The sequence below is a fragment of the Agrobacterium sp. GW821-FHT02D03 genome (assembly GCF_059421725.1).
This window is the reverse complement of sequence record NZ_JBWKVN010000001.1, coordinates 1,455,485-1,469,408: the sequence shown is the minus strand read 5'-3', so window position 1 is coordinate 1,469,408 and position 13,924 is coordinate 1,455,485. Positions and strand designations below refer to the sequence as shown.

Annotated in this window: 14 protein-coding genes; 7 read left to right on the top strand and 7 right to left on the bottom strand. The window is 58.5% G+C overall.

Going from position 1 to position 13,924, the window contains the following annotated elements:
• Positions 1-26: 26 nt before the first annotated feature.
• Entirely contained in the window at positions 27-2,252 is a 2,226-nt protein-coding gene (locus AC07U5_RS06880) for an OmpA family protein (protein WP_494722606.1), read from the bottom strand.
• A 260-nt stretch (positions 2,253-2,512) separates the two neighbouring features.
• On the bottom strand, positions 2,513-3,778 hold the full coding sequence (locus AC07U5_RS06875; protein ID WP_494722605.1) for an MFS transporter: 1,266 nt from the start codon (positions 3,776-3,778) through the stop codon (positions 2,513-2,515).
• Between the two features lie 330 nt (positions 3,779-4,108).
• Here AC07U5_RS06875 and AC07U5_RS06870 point away from each other — a divergent pair, with 330 nt between their 5' ends.
• The 5 genes from AC07U5_RS06870 (at position 4,109) to AC07U5_RS06850 (ending at position 7,993) form a co-directional block, all read left to right on the top strand.
• On the top strand, positions 4,109-4,882 hold the full coding sequence (locus tag AC07U5_RS06870) for an ABC transporter substrate-binding protein (protein WP_062427490.1): 774 nt from the start codon (positions 4,109-4,111) through the stop codon (positions 4,880-4,882).
• Positions 4,883-4,997: 115 nt separating this feature from the next.
• Positions 4,998-5,798 (top strand): ABC transporter permease, encoded by an 801-nt coding sequence (locus AC07U5_RS06865; protein ID WP_113226304.1) that lies wholly within the window; start codon positions 4,998-5,000, stop codon positions 5,796-5,798.
• Positions 5,795-6,625 carry an ABC transporter permease gene (locus tag AC07U5_RS06860; RefSeq protein ID WP_112955053.1) on the top strand — a complete coding sequence of 277 codons (831 nt, stop codon included), beginning with the start codon at positions 5,795-5,797 and terminating at the stop codon, positions 6,623-6,625. Before AC07U5_RS06865 ends, AC07U5_RS06860 begins: the two co-directional genes overlap by 4 nt.
• A gap of 159 nt (positions 6,626-6,784) precedes the next feature.
• Entirely contained in the window at positions 6,785-7,051 is a 267-nt protein-coding gene (locus AC07U5_RS06855; protein ID WP_062440802.1) for an usg protein, read from the top strand.
• 117 nt (positions 7,052-7,168) lie between these two features.
• Positions 7,169-7,993 carry a class I SAM-dependent methyltransferase gene (locus tag AC07U5_RS06850; RefSeq protein WP_494723268.1) on the top strand — a complete coding sequence of 275 codons (825 nt, stop codon included), beginning with the start codon at positions 7,169-7,171 and terminating at the stop codon, positions 7,991-7,993.
• 60 nt (positions 7,994-8,053) lie between these two features.
• On the opposite strand, the gene AC07U5_RS06845 is transcribed toward AC07U5_RS06850, so the two are convergent.
• The 3 genes from AC07U5_RS06845 to AC07U5_RS06835 form a co-directional block, all read right to left on the bottom strand.
• Positions 8,054-8,542: an Lrp/AsnC family transcriptional regulator gene (locus AC07U5_RS06845; protein ID WP_062427493.1), complete on the bottom strand. Its 489-nt coding sequence runs from the start codon at positions 8,540-8,542 to the stop codon at positions 8,054-8,056.
• A 66-nt stretch (positions 8,543-8,608) separates the two neighbouring features.
• Positions 8,609-9,268, bottom strand: a complete 660-nt coding sequence (locus tag AC07U5_RS06840) for a uracil-DNA glycosylase family protein (protein ID WP_494722604.1) — start codon at positions 9,266-9,268, stop codon at positions 8,609-8,611.
• Between the two features lies 1 nt (position 9,269).
• On the bottom strand, positions 9,270-9,815 hold the full coding sequence (locus AC07U5_RS06835) for a thermonuclease family protein (RefSeq protein WP_494722603.1): 546 nt from the start codon (positions 9,813-9,815) through the stop codon (positions 9,270-9,272).
• Between the two features lie 141 nt (positions 9,816-9,956).
• On the opposite strand from AC07U5_RS06835, the gene AC07U5_RS06830 reads away from it, so the two are divergent.
• Positions 9,957-11,492, top strand: a complete 1,536-nt coding sequence (locus AC07U5_RS06830) for a sensor histidine kinase (RefSeq protein WP_062427496.1) — start codon at positions 9,957-9,959, stop codon at positions 11,490-11,492.
• Between the two features lies 1 nt (position 11,493).
• On the opposite strand, the gene AC07U5_RS06825 is transcribed toward AC07U5_RS06830, so the two are convergent.
• Positions 11,494-11,913: a diacylglycerol kinase gene (locus AC07U5_RS06825; protein WP_062599003.1), complete on the bottom strand. Its 420-nt coding sequence runs from the start codon at positions 11,911-11,913 to the stop codon at positions 11,494-11,496.
• A 7-nt stretch (positions 11,914-11,920) separates the two neighbouring features.
• Positions 11,921-12,946: a nicotinate-nucleotide--dimethylbenzimidazole phosphoribosyltransferase gene (gene cobT, locus AC07U5_RS06820; RefSeq protein ID WP_113226294.1), complete on the bottom strand. Its 1,026-nt coding sequence runs from the start codon at positions 12,944-12,946 to the stop codon at positions 11,921-11,923.
• 191 nt (positions 12,947-13,137) lie between these two features.
• On the opposite strand from cobT, the gene cobS reads away from it, so the two are divergent.
• On the top strand, positions 13,138-13,920 hold the full coding sequence (gene cobS / locus AC07U5_RS06815) for an adenosylcobinamide-GDP ribazoletransferase (RefSeq protein WP_494722602.1): 783 nt from the start codon (positions 13,138-13,140) through the stop codon (positions 13,918-13,920).
• Positions 13,921-13,924 lie beyond the last annotated feature (4 nt).

The window sequence follows — 13,924 nt, the reverse complement described above, 5'->3', positions numbered from 1 at the left end:
GGCCTTCTTGTTGATCGGTACGAATTTTAGTTCTGCGCGACCGGGCGCACCAGCGGCGTGATGCGGCGGATGGTAACGCGACGGTTCTCCTGGTTCGGACCAAGCGTCTGGACCTTCAGGTAGCGCTCGCCATAGCCCTGCGTCGTCAGGTTTTCCGGCGGGATGCCGTACACTTCGGTCAAGACCTTGGCGACAGACTCTGCGCGTTCGTCAGAAAGAACAAGGTTGCTTTCATCCGAACCGACGGCATCGGTATGGCCTTCGATCAGGAAGGTTTCAGCCGGGTTCTTTTCAAGCACCTTGTTCATCGCATCGGCAACCTTGCGCAGCGAGCGTGCCTGGCTCATGGGAATTTCGGCACTGCCGGTCGCAAAGGTGATGGTGTCAAGGTCGATACGACGCACCATGTCACGCACACGAGCCGAGTAGCGGACCTCATCCATGGAGTAAACGCGCTGGACGGGCTCTACCGGAGGCTGTTCCAGGAAGCGATAGTAGTCGCGGTCATCGTCAGACGACGTATCGATGATATACTCGTTGACGGGGATGCGTAGACGCAGGGGCGGCAGGTCGAGACCAGGATCGCGATAGACGTATTCGCGGTCAGGTTCATCCGCCAGTTCCGGTGCGTAAAACAGCACATATTCGCGACCGCGGGCGTCGATACGGGAACGCTGAATGACGTCACCATAGCGATTGCGGATCGTCACCACCTGCGTTCCGTCGGATCGCTCGATCGTTTCGCGGTAGCGATCGTCAGGAAGGCGCTCATAGTAGGGCTTCGCGCCTTCGCTGACGAAGCGGTCGTCATCACTGCCACGCACCACGACGCGGTCACCGAACTGCAGGAACACGCGGTCGCCCATGTCGCGGTCGCGCGGCATGTCGCGGGGACGCCATTCGCGAACACCGTCGGGACGGTCGAACTGCGGACGGCGGTCGATACGCTCACCCTGGATATTAGTGATGTTCTGAATATTGATCTGCGGCGCGGGCTGTCCGTCACGGCGTCCACCCGCCTGGGCTTCGGCATCCGAGGTCGGGACCTTGAAGTCCTGGCCCTGCTCGCGTTCACGACGACGCTGTTCGCGAAGCTGCTCGTTGCCGCTGCGATAGACTTCCTTGTCGCTGTCGAGAACGGCAGCTCCCTTGTCCACGGGCAGCACGACGGTATCAGCCGACTTGGACGGGTCCTTGGCTATCGCGCGGGCCTTGTCCAGCTGTTCCTTGGTCGTCGTAGGCGCTTCTGTCTGAGGCGCTGCGACCTGGGCTGGAACCGGCTCACCGGCTGGTGCCTGGCCAGTCGCGGCGCCGTCAAGTGGCGCTGCGGGCGCACCCGGAACAGGGGCCGGTGCAGGTTCGCCGTTTTGCGCGCGCGGCGGACGTGGCTGCTCGGATGGCTGCTGGCCTGGGGCCGGGTTCGGCTGCTCTGTCGGTGCAGGAGCGCGACCAGGTGTCGGCGGTTCTGCAGGCACCGGTGCGGCGCCCTCGGCAGGTTCTGGAGCTGCCGGACGCTTTGCGGGCTTGGCAGGCTTTTCCGGCGCAGCTTCATTGGCTGCGGGTTCATTCGCAGGCTTGGCAGCCGGGGCTTCGGACTTTGCTGCCGGCGCTTCCGGCTTCGGCGGCTGCTTGCCTTCGGCTTCAGGCTGCGCTTCGGCAGCGGGCTTGCGGCGCGGGCGTTCCTGCTGCTGCTCAGGCTCGGCCTGTGGCGCGGCTTCGGGAGCAGCGTCGCGGCGCGGACGCTCTGGACGTGGCTGGCCTTCGGCTTCAGGCTGAGCCTCTGCGGCCGGCTTGCGGCGCGGGCGTTCCTGCTGCTGCTCAGGCTCGGCCTGCGGCGCTGCCTCTGGGGCGGCTTCACGGCGTGGGCGCTCTGGGCGTGCTTCACCTTCTGGCGCTGCTTCGCGGCGTGGACGCTCCTGTGGCTGCTCGGCCTGCGGTTCAGGTGCTGCTTCGCGCTTCGGACGCTGCGGGGCTTCCTCACGCTTCTGCTCAGGCTCGCGCTTCGGCTCAGCCTGGGGCTCGCCCTGCTGCTCGCGCTGGCGGCGCTTCAACAATTCTTCTTCTGGGTTCGGTGGCGCTTCGGCCTGCGCAAGAATGATGGCTCCGTTGCCGTTGGAAAGGGTTCCCTGTTGCTCAACCTGCGCCATCGGCGCTGCATGCGCAACGGTGGCCACAAGAGCCGGCTCGACTGCAATGGCAATCGACATCAGGGGAAAAACGACCCCGGTCATCAATTTATTCTTATTCAGCATGGCGCTTCCTCATCTGCCGTCTTCATTTGCGTCTGCCCTGCGGCATTGGGGCACAGTCTGCACATCGTGGCGCTAAACAACGCCCGGCATGCGGTCTTGTTCCAATGATGAAGATGCCGGCCTGTACCGGGAATGAACGAATAAAGGCATTTTCTGGGAGGACTGCCATGATTGAAAGAACTGGCTTATGGCAGCCGCCGCCATGCCCATCACATCGCAACGACGGCGGGGATGAGCCCGCCGTCGTCCCAGCGCAAATTTCAAGCCGTTCTTCCCCGCGCTGACGGCGCCGATTCAACCGGTTGGTCATCTGAAACGCCAAACTGCACGTTGCGCTTTTCATATCCGAGCCCCGCCAGCAGGGCGACCGCGCAGGCGACGACAACGGCAACGCTGAACAGCGCGAGCGCGTAATCCCCCTGCCAGTGGGCGGCCAATGTCGTTTGCAGGGTTGCGTTGCCTGAGGCCAAGAGATTGCCGAGTTGGTAGGCAAAGCCTGGGAATGTGCCACGCACTTCGTCCGGTGAGAGTTCGTTCAGGTGAACGGGGATAACGCCCCACGCACCCTGGACGAAGAACTGCAGAACGAAAGCACCGATGGCAAGCAGGACGGCGCCGGGAGCATAAACCCAGAACCAGGCGGCCGGAATGGCCAGAAGCGAGGCAATCACAATTGCCTTCCTGCGGCCAATTCGTTGCGAAAGAGCGCCGAAGAACAGACCACCGCAAATCGCCCCGATGTTGTAAACGATCGCAATGGCGCCTGTCGTGTGGCTGTCATAACCCCGCTGCGTTTCCAGAAAGGTTGGGTAGATATCCTGCGTGCCGTGGCTGAGGAAATTGAACGCCGTCATCAGGATAACAGTCCAGATGAAGAGTGGAATATTCTTCTTCAAGACAGTCAGGAAAGGTTGCTGAGGTCTACTCTTGCGTTGGAGGAATGCGGGGGATTCCTCGACGCTGCGCCGGATGTATAGAACGATCAGCGCAGGCAGAGCGCCGACGAAGAACATGCCTCTCCAGCCGATGATCGGATAGAGCAGAAAGAAGACGATCGAGGCCAGCAAATAGCCGGCCGGGTAGCCCGCCTGAAGCAGGCCGGAGACGAAGCCACGCGCTTGCGGCGGCACCGTTTCCATGGTCAGTGACGCGCCGACACCCCATTCGCCACCCATCGCGATGCCATAGAGCAGACGCAGGACGATGAACATCGTAAGCCCGGTCGAGAAGCCGGAGAGAAGCTCAAGGGCCGAATAAAGAAGGACGTCGACCATGAGCGTGATCCGGCGACCGTAACGGTCGGATGCAAGGCCAAAGATCAGCGCACCGATCGGCCGCATGGCAAGCGTCAGGAAAATTGCGATCGAGACCGCCGGGATGCTTGTATTGAACTCCTTCGCGATATCCTTGATGACAAAAACAAGGATGAAGAAATCGAAGGCGTCAAGAGTCCAGCCGAGGAAGCTGGCGATAACAGTGTTGCGCTGCGCAGGTGTCAGCGCCTGAATGCTGTGTGTGATACCCATGAAAATTCCTCCTGGAGGTGGAGGCGGAGGCCGACAATCGGGAACCGTCGTCTGAAAAAAATGAATTGTCGCCTGAAATTATAAGGCTTCCTTACTACGGATAAGCGCCATATTTTGTTCCCTGAATTTTAAGCAGGTGGCAGCGATTCAAATCGATTTATTGAGGAGGCTGTCGCAGCGCAAAACAATGATGTTGCATTTTTTTTGCAACGGGATGAGTATCCCGGCAAGCATCCGCAACCGGCCTCTATCGCGCGCGGAGTGCCAAAATCTTCATGCACGCAGAACATAAATGAGGCGTGCGTCGTATCGCCGAAAGAGAGGATCTAAATGCTGAACCCCACCCGTCTGTTTGCTGCAGCTTCCATTGCAGCCTTGTCGCTGTTTGCTGGCTCCGCCATGGCGCAGGACAAGATCGTCATCGGCACGGAAGGCGCCTACCCGCCATTCAACGTTCTGGAGGCTGACGGAAAGCTGACCGGCTTCGATATCGATATCGCCAAGGCGCTCTGCGAACAGATGAAGGCCGAATGCACCTTCGTCACCAATGACTGGGACGGTATCATTCCAGCCCTTCAGGCGAAGAAATTCGACGCCATTGTTGCCTCCATGTCGATCACGCCTGAGCGCCTTGAAAAGGTGGACTTCTCCGAGAAGTACTACAACACGCCTCCGGCGATCGCCGTACCGAAGGACTCGCCGATCAAGTCCGTTGAGGACCTGAAGGGCAAGACAATCGGCGCGCAGGGCTCCACCACGCACGCCAACTATGCTGAAAAGCACCTGGCTGATTCCGAGCTGAAGCTCTATCCAACGGCTGACGAGTACAAGCTCGACATCACCAATGGCCGCATCGATGGCGTCATCGACGACATCGTGGTTCTGTCGCAGTGGGTGAAGTCGGACGCTGGCGCATGCTGCAAGATCCTGACGGCTATGCCTGTCGATGAACAGATCAACGGCAAGGGCGCAGGCATTGCCGTTCGCAAGGGCGACAAGGCTCTCGCCGACAAGTTCAGCGCGGCGATCAAGGCCATCCGCGCCAATGGCAAGTACAAAGAGATCAACGACAAGTACTTCGATTTCGACGTCTACGGCCAGTAAGCCTGTTTCTCATGTTGAAATATCGTGGCGGGAGGGTTGCCCTTCCGCCATTTTTGTTTGAGAACACCTTCATAAAACAAATATGAAAGCGGCGCAGACCGCGGGGGAAGTTGGCATGAGCGGAGTGTTTTCCGCCATAGGTTCGTTCTGGACCTATCTCACATATCTGTTCGACCCGTTCTGTGGTCCGGTCGGTATCTTCTCACTCTTTGGTAACGGCACCCTTCTCGCCTGCGGCGATGGCTGGGGCGACGAAATTGCCTTCGGCGTGAAAGTGACGATTTCCGTGGCCCTCGCCACGCTTCCCGTCGGGCTGTTCCTGGGTTTCCTGATCGCGCTAGCCGCGCAATCGCAGGAGAAATCCCTCCGCCTCGCCGTCGGCATCTACACCACGATCTTCCGTGGTCTACCGGAACTGCTGACCCTCTTCATCGTCTATTACGGCATGCAAATCTTGCTCCAGACGATCGGCGGTTATCTCGGCTTCACCGGCCCCATCGAGATCAACGCCTTCGTTGCGGGCATGATTGCGCTTTCAGTCGTCTTCTCGTCCTACTCGTCCGAAGTGCTGCTGTCTGCGTTTCGCGCCATTCCCAAGGGGCAATATGAAGCCGGTGATGCGCTTGGCCTGTCGCGCAGCCGCACCATGGTTCTTATCATCATCCCGCAGCTCGTGCGTATTGCCCTTCCCGGCATGACCAATCTCTGGGTCATTCTGTTGAAGGACACGTCCTACGTCTCGATCATTGGGTTGGCGGATATCGTGCGCCAGACCGGTATCGCCGCGCGGGTGACCAAGGATGCGTTTCTGTTTTACGGCATTGCCTGCCTGCTCTACCTCATTCTCGCTCTCATTTCTTCGATCGGTATTGGCTATATCGACCGCTGGGCGCGCCGCTCGGAGGTGCAGAGATGAGCCATATCGACCATTTGATTGAGGCAAGACCCGCACCACCCGCTCCTGCGCGGCGGTTCTCATTTGCGCGGATCGCCGGCTATGTCATCGTCACTCTCTGGGCCATGCTGTTCGTCGGTCTGGTGCTTTCGCTAATCCTGGACTGGGACCCGGATAAGATCGCGCGCTATGGCTGGCGCTATATCGATGGATTGTGGACGACGGTCAGCCTCGTCGGCCTTGCTTTGATCCTTGGCGCTGTCCTGTCTGCTCCGATTGCTTTTGCCCGCATGTCGAAGAATAGGATCGTAAGCGCCATTGCGTTCGCCTATGTCTATCTCTTTCGTAGCACGCCACTTCTGGCGCAGCTTTTCCTCATCTATTACGGCCTCGGTGGCTTTCGTACCGAGCTTGAGGCCGTCGGCCTGTGGTGGTTCTTCCGCGACGCGTGGTATTGCGGGCTTCTTTCGCTGACGCTGAACACCGCCGCCTATCAGGCCGAGATCCTCCGCGGCGCAGTCCAAAGCGTTCCACGAGGCCAGCACGAGGGCGCCGCATCGCTTGGCATTTCCAAGCCGGTGACATTCTGGAAGGTCGTTCTGCCGCAGGCATTGATCGTGGCGCTTCGCCCCTACGGCAACGAAATCATTCTGATGATCAAAGGCTCGGCGGTCGTTTCCATCGTCACCGTCTTCGACCTGATGGGTCAGACCCGATACGCCTATTCACGCACATTCGACTTCCAGGCCTATCTCTGGGCAGCGATCTTCTACCTTTCGATGGTGGAAATCCTGCGCCATGTCTGGGCAGGCGTGGAAGCGCGGTTGACACGCCACCTGAAGCGATGAGAGATTGGCAGCACTCACAGAGGCAGGATGCTAACACACTGAGAAATATAAATAATTTGTGACATCTCGGTTTCTTGGCAAGCTTTGATTAACCATGTCATGTTCCCATTGTCGATGACACCTCGGTGTGTCGGCGATCAATAGAATGGGAGCAGCCACATGAACCAAGACATGGAAATGATGCTGAAAGGCTATGGTCTCACCACAGCCGAAATCCTTTATCGTATGCCGGATCACCCTTCCGTCCTTCAGAGCTATCTCTGGCAGAACTATGATCTCGCACCCGACTTTCCGGAAATGCACGGCTTCCTGAAATTCTGGCAGGAAAAGCTGGATGGCCCGCTGCACTCGGTGCGCTACGTCCACCGCAAGCTGATATCGGCCCAGGAATGGCGCTCGTTGAAGGGCGAATTCATCCTGCACTGACATAAATGTCCGCACGGATGTGCCTTCGGCGTCGAACAGGACCGTGAAACAAAGCATTGCGCGCAAAAGCGTTGCGGCTTAATCAGGCTTCCAACGAAGCGGAGCCTGATGAACGCCATGACCAAGAACGCCAAGATCGATGAAGAGGCTCTTGCAGAAGCCTATAACCGCGCGCTTGCGCTCGAAAAGGCCGGCGATATCGACGCCGCGGTGAAGGCTTACGAAGAGGTTCTTGCAATCGATCCCGAAGATCATGGCGGTGCCGCCGTGCGCATCGCATCGATGGGAAGAGGCGAAGCGCCGCCCAAGGCACCGGACGCCTATGTCGAAACGCTCTTCGATCAGCATGCGGAAGCCTTTGAAGACATTCTCGTCGAACAGCTTGGCTATGCCGTCCCGATGATGGTGCGTCAGCGATTGCAGACGCTTGAACTCGGTCCCTTCAAGCGCATGCTGGATCTTGGTTGCGGCACCGGTCTCACGGGCGAAGCGCTTCGCGACATGGCCGACGATATCACCGGCATAGACATCTCCGAAAACATGGTTGAAATCGCCCATGAAAAGGATGTCTACGAGACGCTCTACGTCGCCGAAGTCGAGGATTTCCTCGAAGACAATGACGACGAGGCTTTCGATCTGATCACCGCGACGGACGTGCTGCCCTATCTCGGCGCGCTGGAACCGCTGTTCTTCGGTGCCGCAGAAAACATGGTGAAAGGCGGCATCTTCGTCTTTTCGTCGGAGACCCTCCCCGACGATAACATGGCTGGCAGACCCTACATCGTCGGCGCGCATCAGCGCTTTGCCCATGCGGAAACCTATGTGCGCGAGCGTCTGGCCGCGACGGGCTTTGATGTGATGGAGGTCACCGACATCAACGTGCGCATGCAGGATGGCGAGCCGACACCCGGCCATCTGGTGATCGCGAAGTTCAAGGGCTGAGCATGGCTTTACTCATTGCCGCGATCAGCGCGGGAATGAGCTATCAGCTGAAACGGCCGATCACTCTTCGCCGGACTTTGGATTGTCCAGGATCATGTAATCGAGCGGCAGTTCGGTCGTGTACTTGATCTGCTCCATGGCGAAGACCGATGACACATCGCGGATTTCGATCTTGGCGATCATCCGCTTGTAGAAGGCATCATAAGCAGCGATGTCCGGTACGACGACGCGCAACAGATAATCCACATCACCGCTCATGCGGTAGAATTCGACCACTTCCGGAAACTCGGAAACGACCTCCGAAAAGCGCTTCAGCCACTCGATGGAGTGAGACGCGGTGCGGATGGAAACGAAAACCGTGACCTTGGTATTGACCTTCGCCGCATCCAAAATCGCCACGCGACGACGGATGACGCCATCCTCTTCCATCTTCTGGATACGCCGCCAACAGGGCGTCGTGGAAAGCCCGACCTTCTTTGCAAGGTCGGCAACAGCCAGTGTGGAATCCTCTTGCAGAATACGCAGAATTTTACGGTCGAGACGGTCCAATCTTCTCTCCTACGGAATTATTTTCCTCTATTTACACTAAAAAAAACGAAGAAAAAGAAATTTGTTTCATCGCGTGAGAATTTCCACATGCTGTCGGAGGGTCGGCAGTATCTCCTGCTCGAACCAGGGGTTCTTTCGCAACCAGGAGGTATTGCGCCAACTCGGATGCGGTAGAGGCAGCACGGGAATGCCCGTATTGGTTTGCAGATAGTTTCGCCAGTTCTGCACGGTTTCCGTCATGCTTTTCTTGCGGCGGCCGCCAAGATGATAGGCTTGTGCATATTGACCGATCGCGAGCACAAGCTCGATCTGCGGCATGGCGGACATCACCTCATCGCGCCAGCGCGGTGCGCATTCCCGCCGGGGCGGCAGGTCGCTGCCACGCTCGTCATATCCGGGAAAGCAAAAGCCCATCGGCACGATGGCGAACCGATCGGCATCGTAAAACATGTCCCGGTCGACATTCAGCCACATGCGCAGTCGGTCGCCAGAGGCATCATTGAACGGCAGACCACTTTCATGCACACGAAGTCCAGGTGCCTGCCCGGCAATCAAGATTTTAGCTTTGGCCGAGATGACCGCGACCGGTCGCGGCTCATGCGGCAGCCGGTCGCCTTCTCCCTTCAGCGGCGTGTCCCGACAGATCCGACATCGCGCAATACTGTCGCGCAGTGTCTCGATCAATGCCTCTTGGATCTCCCCCTGCTTCTCCACAGTCACGCTCATGTCACCAGCCGAAGGCATGGCGCAGCACCGTCAAAGGCCCTGCCCGCGGCGCATCGGCTTCCATTGTCTTCTGCTCCCGTCGCCAGTCCTTGGGGTTTTCGAATGCTCCACTCCAGAGGCCAAGCTTCTCTTGTCGCGCATTATCCTCCTCCTTGGCGTAGAGGAAATATTCCGTGGTCACAGCCAGACCTTCAGAGACGATGAGGCTGCCCAAGTCTGCACCATTTATCGAACAGCGGACGAGAAAACGCGAATACCGATCTTTGCTACCGCCGGTACACTCGACCTCGCCTGTCTCCAGAACCTCTCTGACGAAATCCTTAGCCGCGTGTCCACATGCCCAGGTTCCATCACCCGCTCCGCAATCCTGACGAAGCTCAGGCGCATCGATCCCGACCAACCGATAACGGGAAGCACCGAGGGCAAGCGTATCTCCGTCAATCGCGACGAAGCTACCGGAGAACTGCCGATCATTCAGACCATCGACCTTCGCCATGATCAAGGCACCCAGAACGATCAGCAAAAGCAGAATGATTCCGTCCTTCACCGGAGAAAATCTCCTGCCTGACTTTCGTCTCATATCCCAACAAACCCTTTGCAGAAATGGCAAACAAATCCTTTCGCGGCAGCATCTTCTTAAGACTTTACCGGTAACGTGCAAACATCTCGCATCGGTTTCGTTCAGTAGATGAGTAAAAGCGCCAGCAACATAGCCGACAAGAACATCGTCGATCGGTCTCGCACGCGGCGTAATAAAGCCGTGTTCGATGCCGTGAAGTCGACGCGCGAGCGGCTGCAATATGGCGGTGTCGGCACCGTGGCCTTCGAATGCGAAATGCTGCAGATGCATATCGCAGAGACGTTGTACGGCGCAACCATCATGCCGCTCTTCATCCTGCTGGCAACCGGCATCGGCGTCTATATCACCCGCGACATCGAGATTGTTGGCTGGACCCTTCTGGCGCTGAGCGGCCACGCCCTTGCGCTGATCTTTGCCCGCAAGGCGCAAAAGCAGACAATCACGCCCGCAAACGTAAACCGCTGGGTCAGCACGTTTCTTGCCGTGCAGATCATTATCGGCCTGATCTGGGCGCTTTTTGCCGGCTACCCGATGGGTGCCAAGGACGCGGCCCTGCCGATGTTCTACAAAGGCGCCACGCTGCTCATTGCGCTCTCCATCACCGCCATGTCCAACTTCATGTTGCGACGGGCGATCTTGATGACTTTTCTTCCAGTGCTGATGGCGCTTGGCATTAATGCCGCCACCTCGCAGGATCCGATGGCAATCGGCATGGCGCTGATGTTCTTCATGGCCATGCTGTTTTGCCATTACATCACCAGGCGTCTGCACAATTCCAGCATCAAGCTCCTGTCTTTCCAGTCGGAAAAGGACGACCTGATCGCCGAACTGGAAGTGGCAAAGTCCATGTCGGATGAGGCAAGGCGCCGGGCAGAGGAAGCCAATCTCGCAAAGTCCCGCTTTCTGGCATCCATGTCGCATGAGCTGCGCACACCGCTCAACGCCATTCTCGGTTTTTCCGAAGTCATGGCATCGGAAATCCTCGGGCCGCTCAACAACCCGCTCTACAAGGAATATTCGGGCGATATCCACCGCTCCGGCCAGCACCTGCTTGACCTGATCAACGAAATTCTCGATCTCTCCCGCATAGAGGCAGGCCGCTATGAGTTGCAGGAAGAGGCCGTCTCACTCCTAGAGATCGCCGAAGACTGCGTCGGCATGATACAGCTGCGCGCGCGCGGCAAGAATATTCGCATCGTCCAGCAGTTCGAGCGCAGCCTGCCGAGCGTCTGGGCGGATGAAAAGGCGCTCCGCCAGGTGATCCTCAATCTCTTGTCCAACGCCGTGAAGTTCACCCCGCAGGGCGGTGAGATTTCCATCAAGGCCGGTTGGACCGCACGTGGCGGCCAGTATGTCTCGATCAAGGACAATGGTCCCGGCATTCCGGAGGAAGAAATTCCAGTGGTGCTCTCTGCCTTCGGCCAGGGATCGATTGCCATCAAGAGTGCAGAACAAGGCACAGGTCTTGGCCTGCCGATCGTCCAGGCCATCCTCTCCAAGCATGATGGTCAGTTCGTGCTAAAATCGAAACTGCGCGAGGGGACCGAAACAATCGCGATCCTGCCCGCCAAGCGCATCCTGCAAACCGTCCCCGCCGTTGAAGACGTGCAGGCGGTGCAGCCACGCAAGCGGTCTTTTGCCTGAATCAGATCGCGCTGACGCTGAAGAACACCGTTGAAATCAACGAATAGAGAATAAAGCCGCCATTGGCGAGCAGAAGGCAGAAGACCGCAAAGGAGCCAAGATCCTTGGCGTTGCGGGCAGCGCTGGAAAACTCCGGCGAAACGCGATCGACGATTTCCTCGATTGCCGTATTCAGCGCTTCCACACAGAAAAGCAGCAGCATCAGCAGGATGAAGATCAGATCATGCACCAGAGGTGCGTTGATGGCCGCCAGGAAAACAAGTCCTGCACCCAAGGCAATCACTTCATGACGAAACGCCGCCTCTTGCCAGAGGCGCTGAAGCCCTTGCAGCGAATAGCGTGCGGCGGCAAGCAGATGGCGAAAGCCGGTTTCCTTGCGGAAAACTGGCTCTGACACTGGGCTCTTGGGAAGGTTGTCCATCATCGCCTCAATGGTGAGCAGCACCGGTATCGACGCCTGCCTGCGCAAAGGTCGCCATGCCGGAGTGGCAAGCAGCAGCAGCCTTGACGATACCGGCTGCAAGTGCAGCACCCGTTCCCTCGCCAAGACGCATGCCAAGCGCCAGAAGTGGCGTTTTGCCCAGCCGCTCCACCGCCGCCATGTGGCCTGGTTCGCCGGACACATGGCCGATCAGGCAGTGATCGAGGGCCGCAGGGTTTGCGGCTTTCAGCAGAGCGGCAGCCGCGGTTGCCACATAGCCGTCGATCAGGACAGGTATCTTTTCCACACGGGCTGCGAGGATCGCGCCGGCCATGGCGGCGATTTCGCGACCGCCCAGTCTGCGCATAATTTCCAGCGGGTCGGATAGATGATCCTTGTGGAACTCCACGGCCGCCTTCACAGCGGCGATCTTCCGCTCCATGACGTCACCTTGAGAGCCCGTCCCTGGACCGGTCCACTCTTCAGCCGTACCGCCATAAAGCGCCAGATTGATGGCGGCAGCAATCGTCGTGTTACCGATGCCCATCTCCCCGATGCAGAGAAGATCGGTACCGCCTGCGATCGCTTCCATACCGAAGGCCATGGTGGCTGCGCAGTCCCGCTCGGAGAGTGCTGCCTCGCAGGTGATGTCACCGGTCGGGTAATCGAGGGCAAGGTCGAAAATCTTGAGACCGAGATCGTGGGTCACGCAGATCTGGTTGATCGCGGCACCGCCTGCCGCGAAGTTCTCCACCATCTGCTGCGTCACGGAGGACGGATAAGGCGTCACACCGTTGCGGGTCACACCATGGTTGCCGGCAAAGATCGCGACGAGCGGACGGTTGACGGCCGGTGCGCGACCCGACCAGGCGGCAAGCCACATGGCAATCTCTTCCAGACGACCCAGCGAACCGGCGGGCTTGGTCAGCTGCGCATTGCGCTCCTTGGCGGCAACCAGCGCATAGGTATCCGGTCCCGGCAGATCACGCAAAAGAACACGAAAATCGTCGAAAGGCAGGCCGCTCACGCTCATGGTATCGATCTTTCTCTCATGCCGAAGACTTGTGTTTTCCGGCAAATCGGTCTTTGTTGCGCCTCTCATAATCGGGGACGGGCAGAGGGACAACCTCTAAAGCATGTGGCGCAAACCAAGGACACGGTTTTGCGATACTATGACGCTCGTCGACAGCGCAACATTGGTCTTTCGAAATGCGGGAGAGCGGATTGATCCTGGAAGGTTTTCTGACGCGGGTCATGCACGCACTCAGCTTTCTCAGTCGCATCCCTGTCCATGACAGCTTCTTTCAAGGTCGAAAGGTAGACATGCTGGCCGCTACCGGTGTCTTCCCCATAGCCGGGCTGCTGATCGCCCTACCATCGGCCACTCTCGTCGCCATTCTCCATCACGCGCACGCCGATCCGTTGCTGACAGCGGCATTGACTTTGGCTGTCGCCACGGCTCTTACAGGCGCCTTGCATGAGGACGGGCTGGCAGACGCCGCGGATGGTTTTGGCGGCGGGGCGGACAAGGAACGGTCCCTCACCATCATGAAGGACAGCCGCATCGGAAGTTATGGAGCCATCGCGCTGATCCTTTCCTTCATGGTCAGAGTTACGGCCATCGCCGTCCTGATCCGCGAACTCCCCGGGCTGGCAAGTGCGGCCTCTCTGATCGCCGTGGCAAGCTTCAGCCGTGCCATGATGGTGTGGCACTGGCATGGTCTTCCACCTGCCCGCCAAGCTGGCGTCGCAGCCTCCATTGGGCAGCCAGGACCAATCGATCGAAACCACGCTCTTGCCTACGGCATCGGCATCGCCTGCGTGGTGCTGTTTTTGTCTTACACCTTAGTTGCGGCAATCGTCGCTGTCGCCGCCTCTTTCGCGGTCGCGCACCTCTTCAAACGTCTGTGCCTCCGCAAGATCGAGGGGCACACCGGCGATACGATTGGCGCAACACAACAAATCACCGAGATCGTGATGCTGGTCGCTCTTGCTCTCCTCGCCTGAAGAA

Bases quoted from the DNA above. Each gene is read 5' to 3' on its own strand.
- AC07U5_RS06880 (WP_494722606.1), bottom strand. From the start codon at position 2,252: ATGCTGAATAAGAATAAATTGATGACCGGGGTCGTTTTTCCCCTGATG.
- AC07U5_RS06875 (WP_494722605.1), bottom strand. From the start codon at position 3,778: ATGGGTATCACACACAGCATTCAGGCGCTGACACCTGCGCAGCGCAAC.
- AC07U5_RS06870 (WP_062427490.1), top strand. From the start codon at position 4,109: ATGCTGAACCCCACCCGTCTGTTTGCTGCAGCTTCCATTGCAGCCTTG.
- AC07U5_RS06865 (WP_113226304.1), top strand. From the start codon at position 4,998: ATGAGCGGAGTGTTTTCCGCCATAGGTTCGTTCTGGACCTATCTCACA.
- AC07U5_RS06860 (WP_112955053.1), top strand. From the start codon at position 5,795: ATGAGCCATATCGACCATTTGATTGAGGCAAGACCCGCACCACCCGCT.
- AC07U5_RS06855 (WP_062440802.1), top strand. From the start codon at position 6,785: ATGAACCAAGACATGGAAATGATGCTGAAAGGCTATGGTCTCACCACA.
- AC07U5_RS06850 (WP_494723268.1), top strand. From the start codon at position 7,169: ATGACCAAGAACGCCAAGATCGATGAAGAGGCTCTTGCAGAAGCCTAT.
- AC07U5_RS06840 (WP_494722604.1), bottom strand. From the start codon at position 9,268: ATGAGCGTGACTGTGGAGAAGCAGGGGGAGATCCAAGAGGCATTGATC.
- AC07U5_RS06830 (WP_062427496.1), top strand. From the start codon at position 9,957: ATGAGTAAAAGCGCCAGCAACATAGCCGACAAGAACATCGTCGATCGG.
- AC07U5_RS06825 (WP_062599003.1), bottom strand. From the start codon at position 11,913: ATGGACAACCTTCCCAAGAGCCCAGTGTCAGAGCCAGTTTTCCGCAAG.
- cobT (WP_113226294.1), bottom strand. From the start codon at position 12,946: ATGAGCGTGAGCGGCCTGCCTTTCGACGATTTTCGTGTTCTTTTGCGT.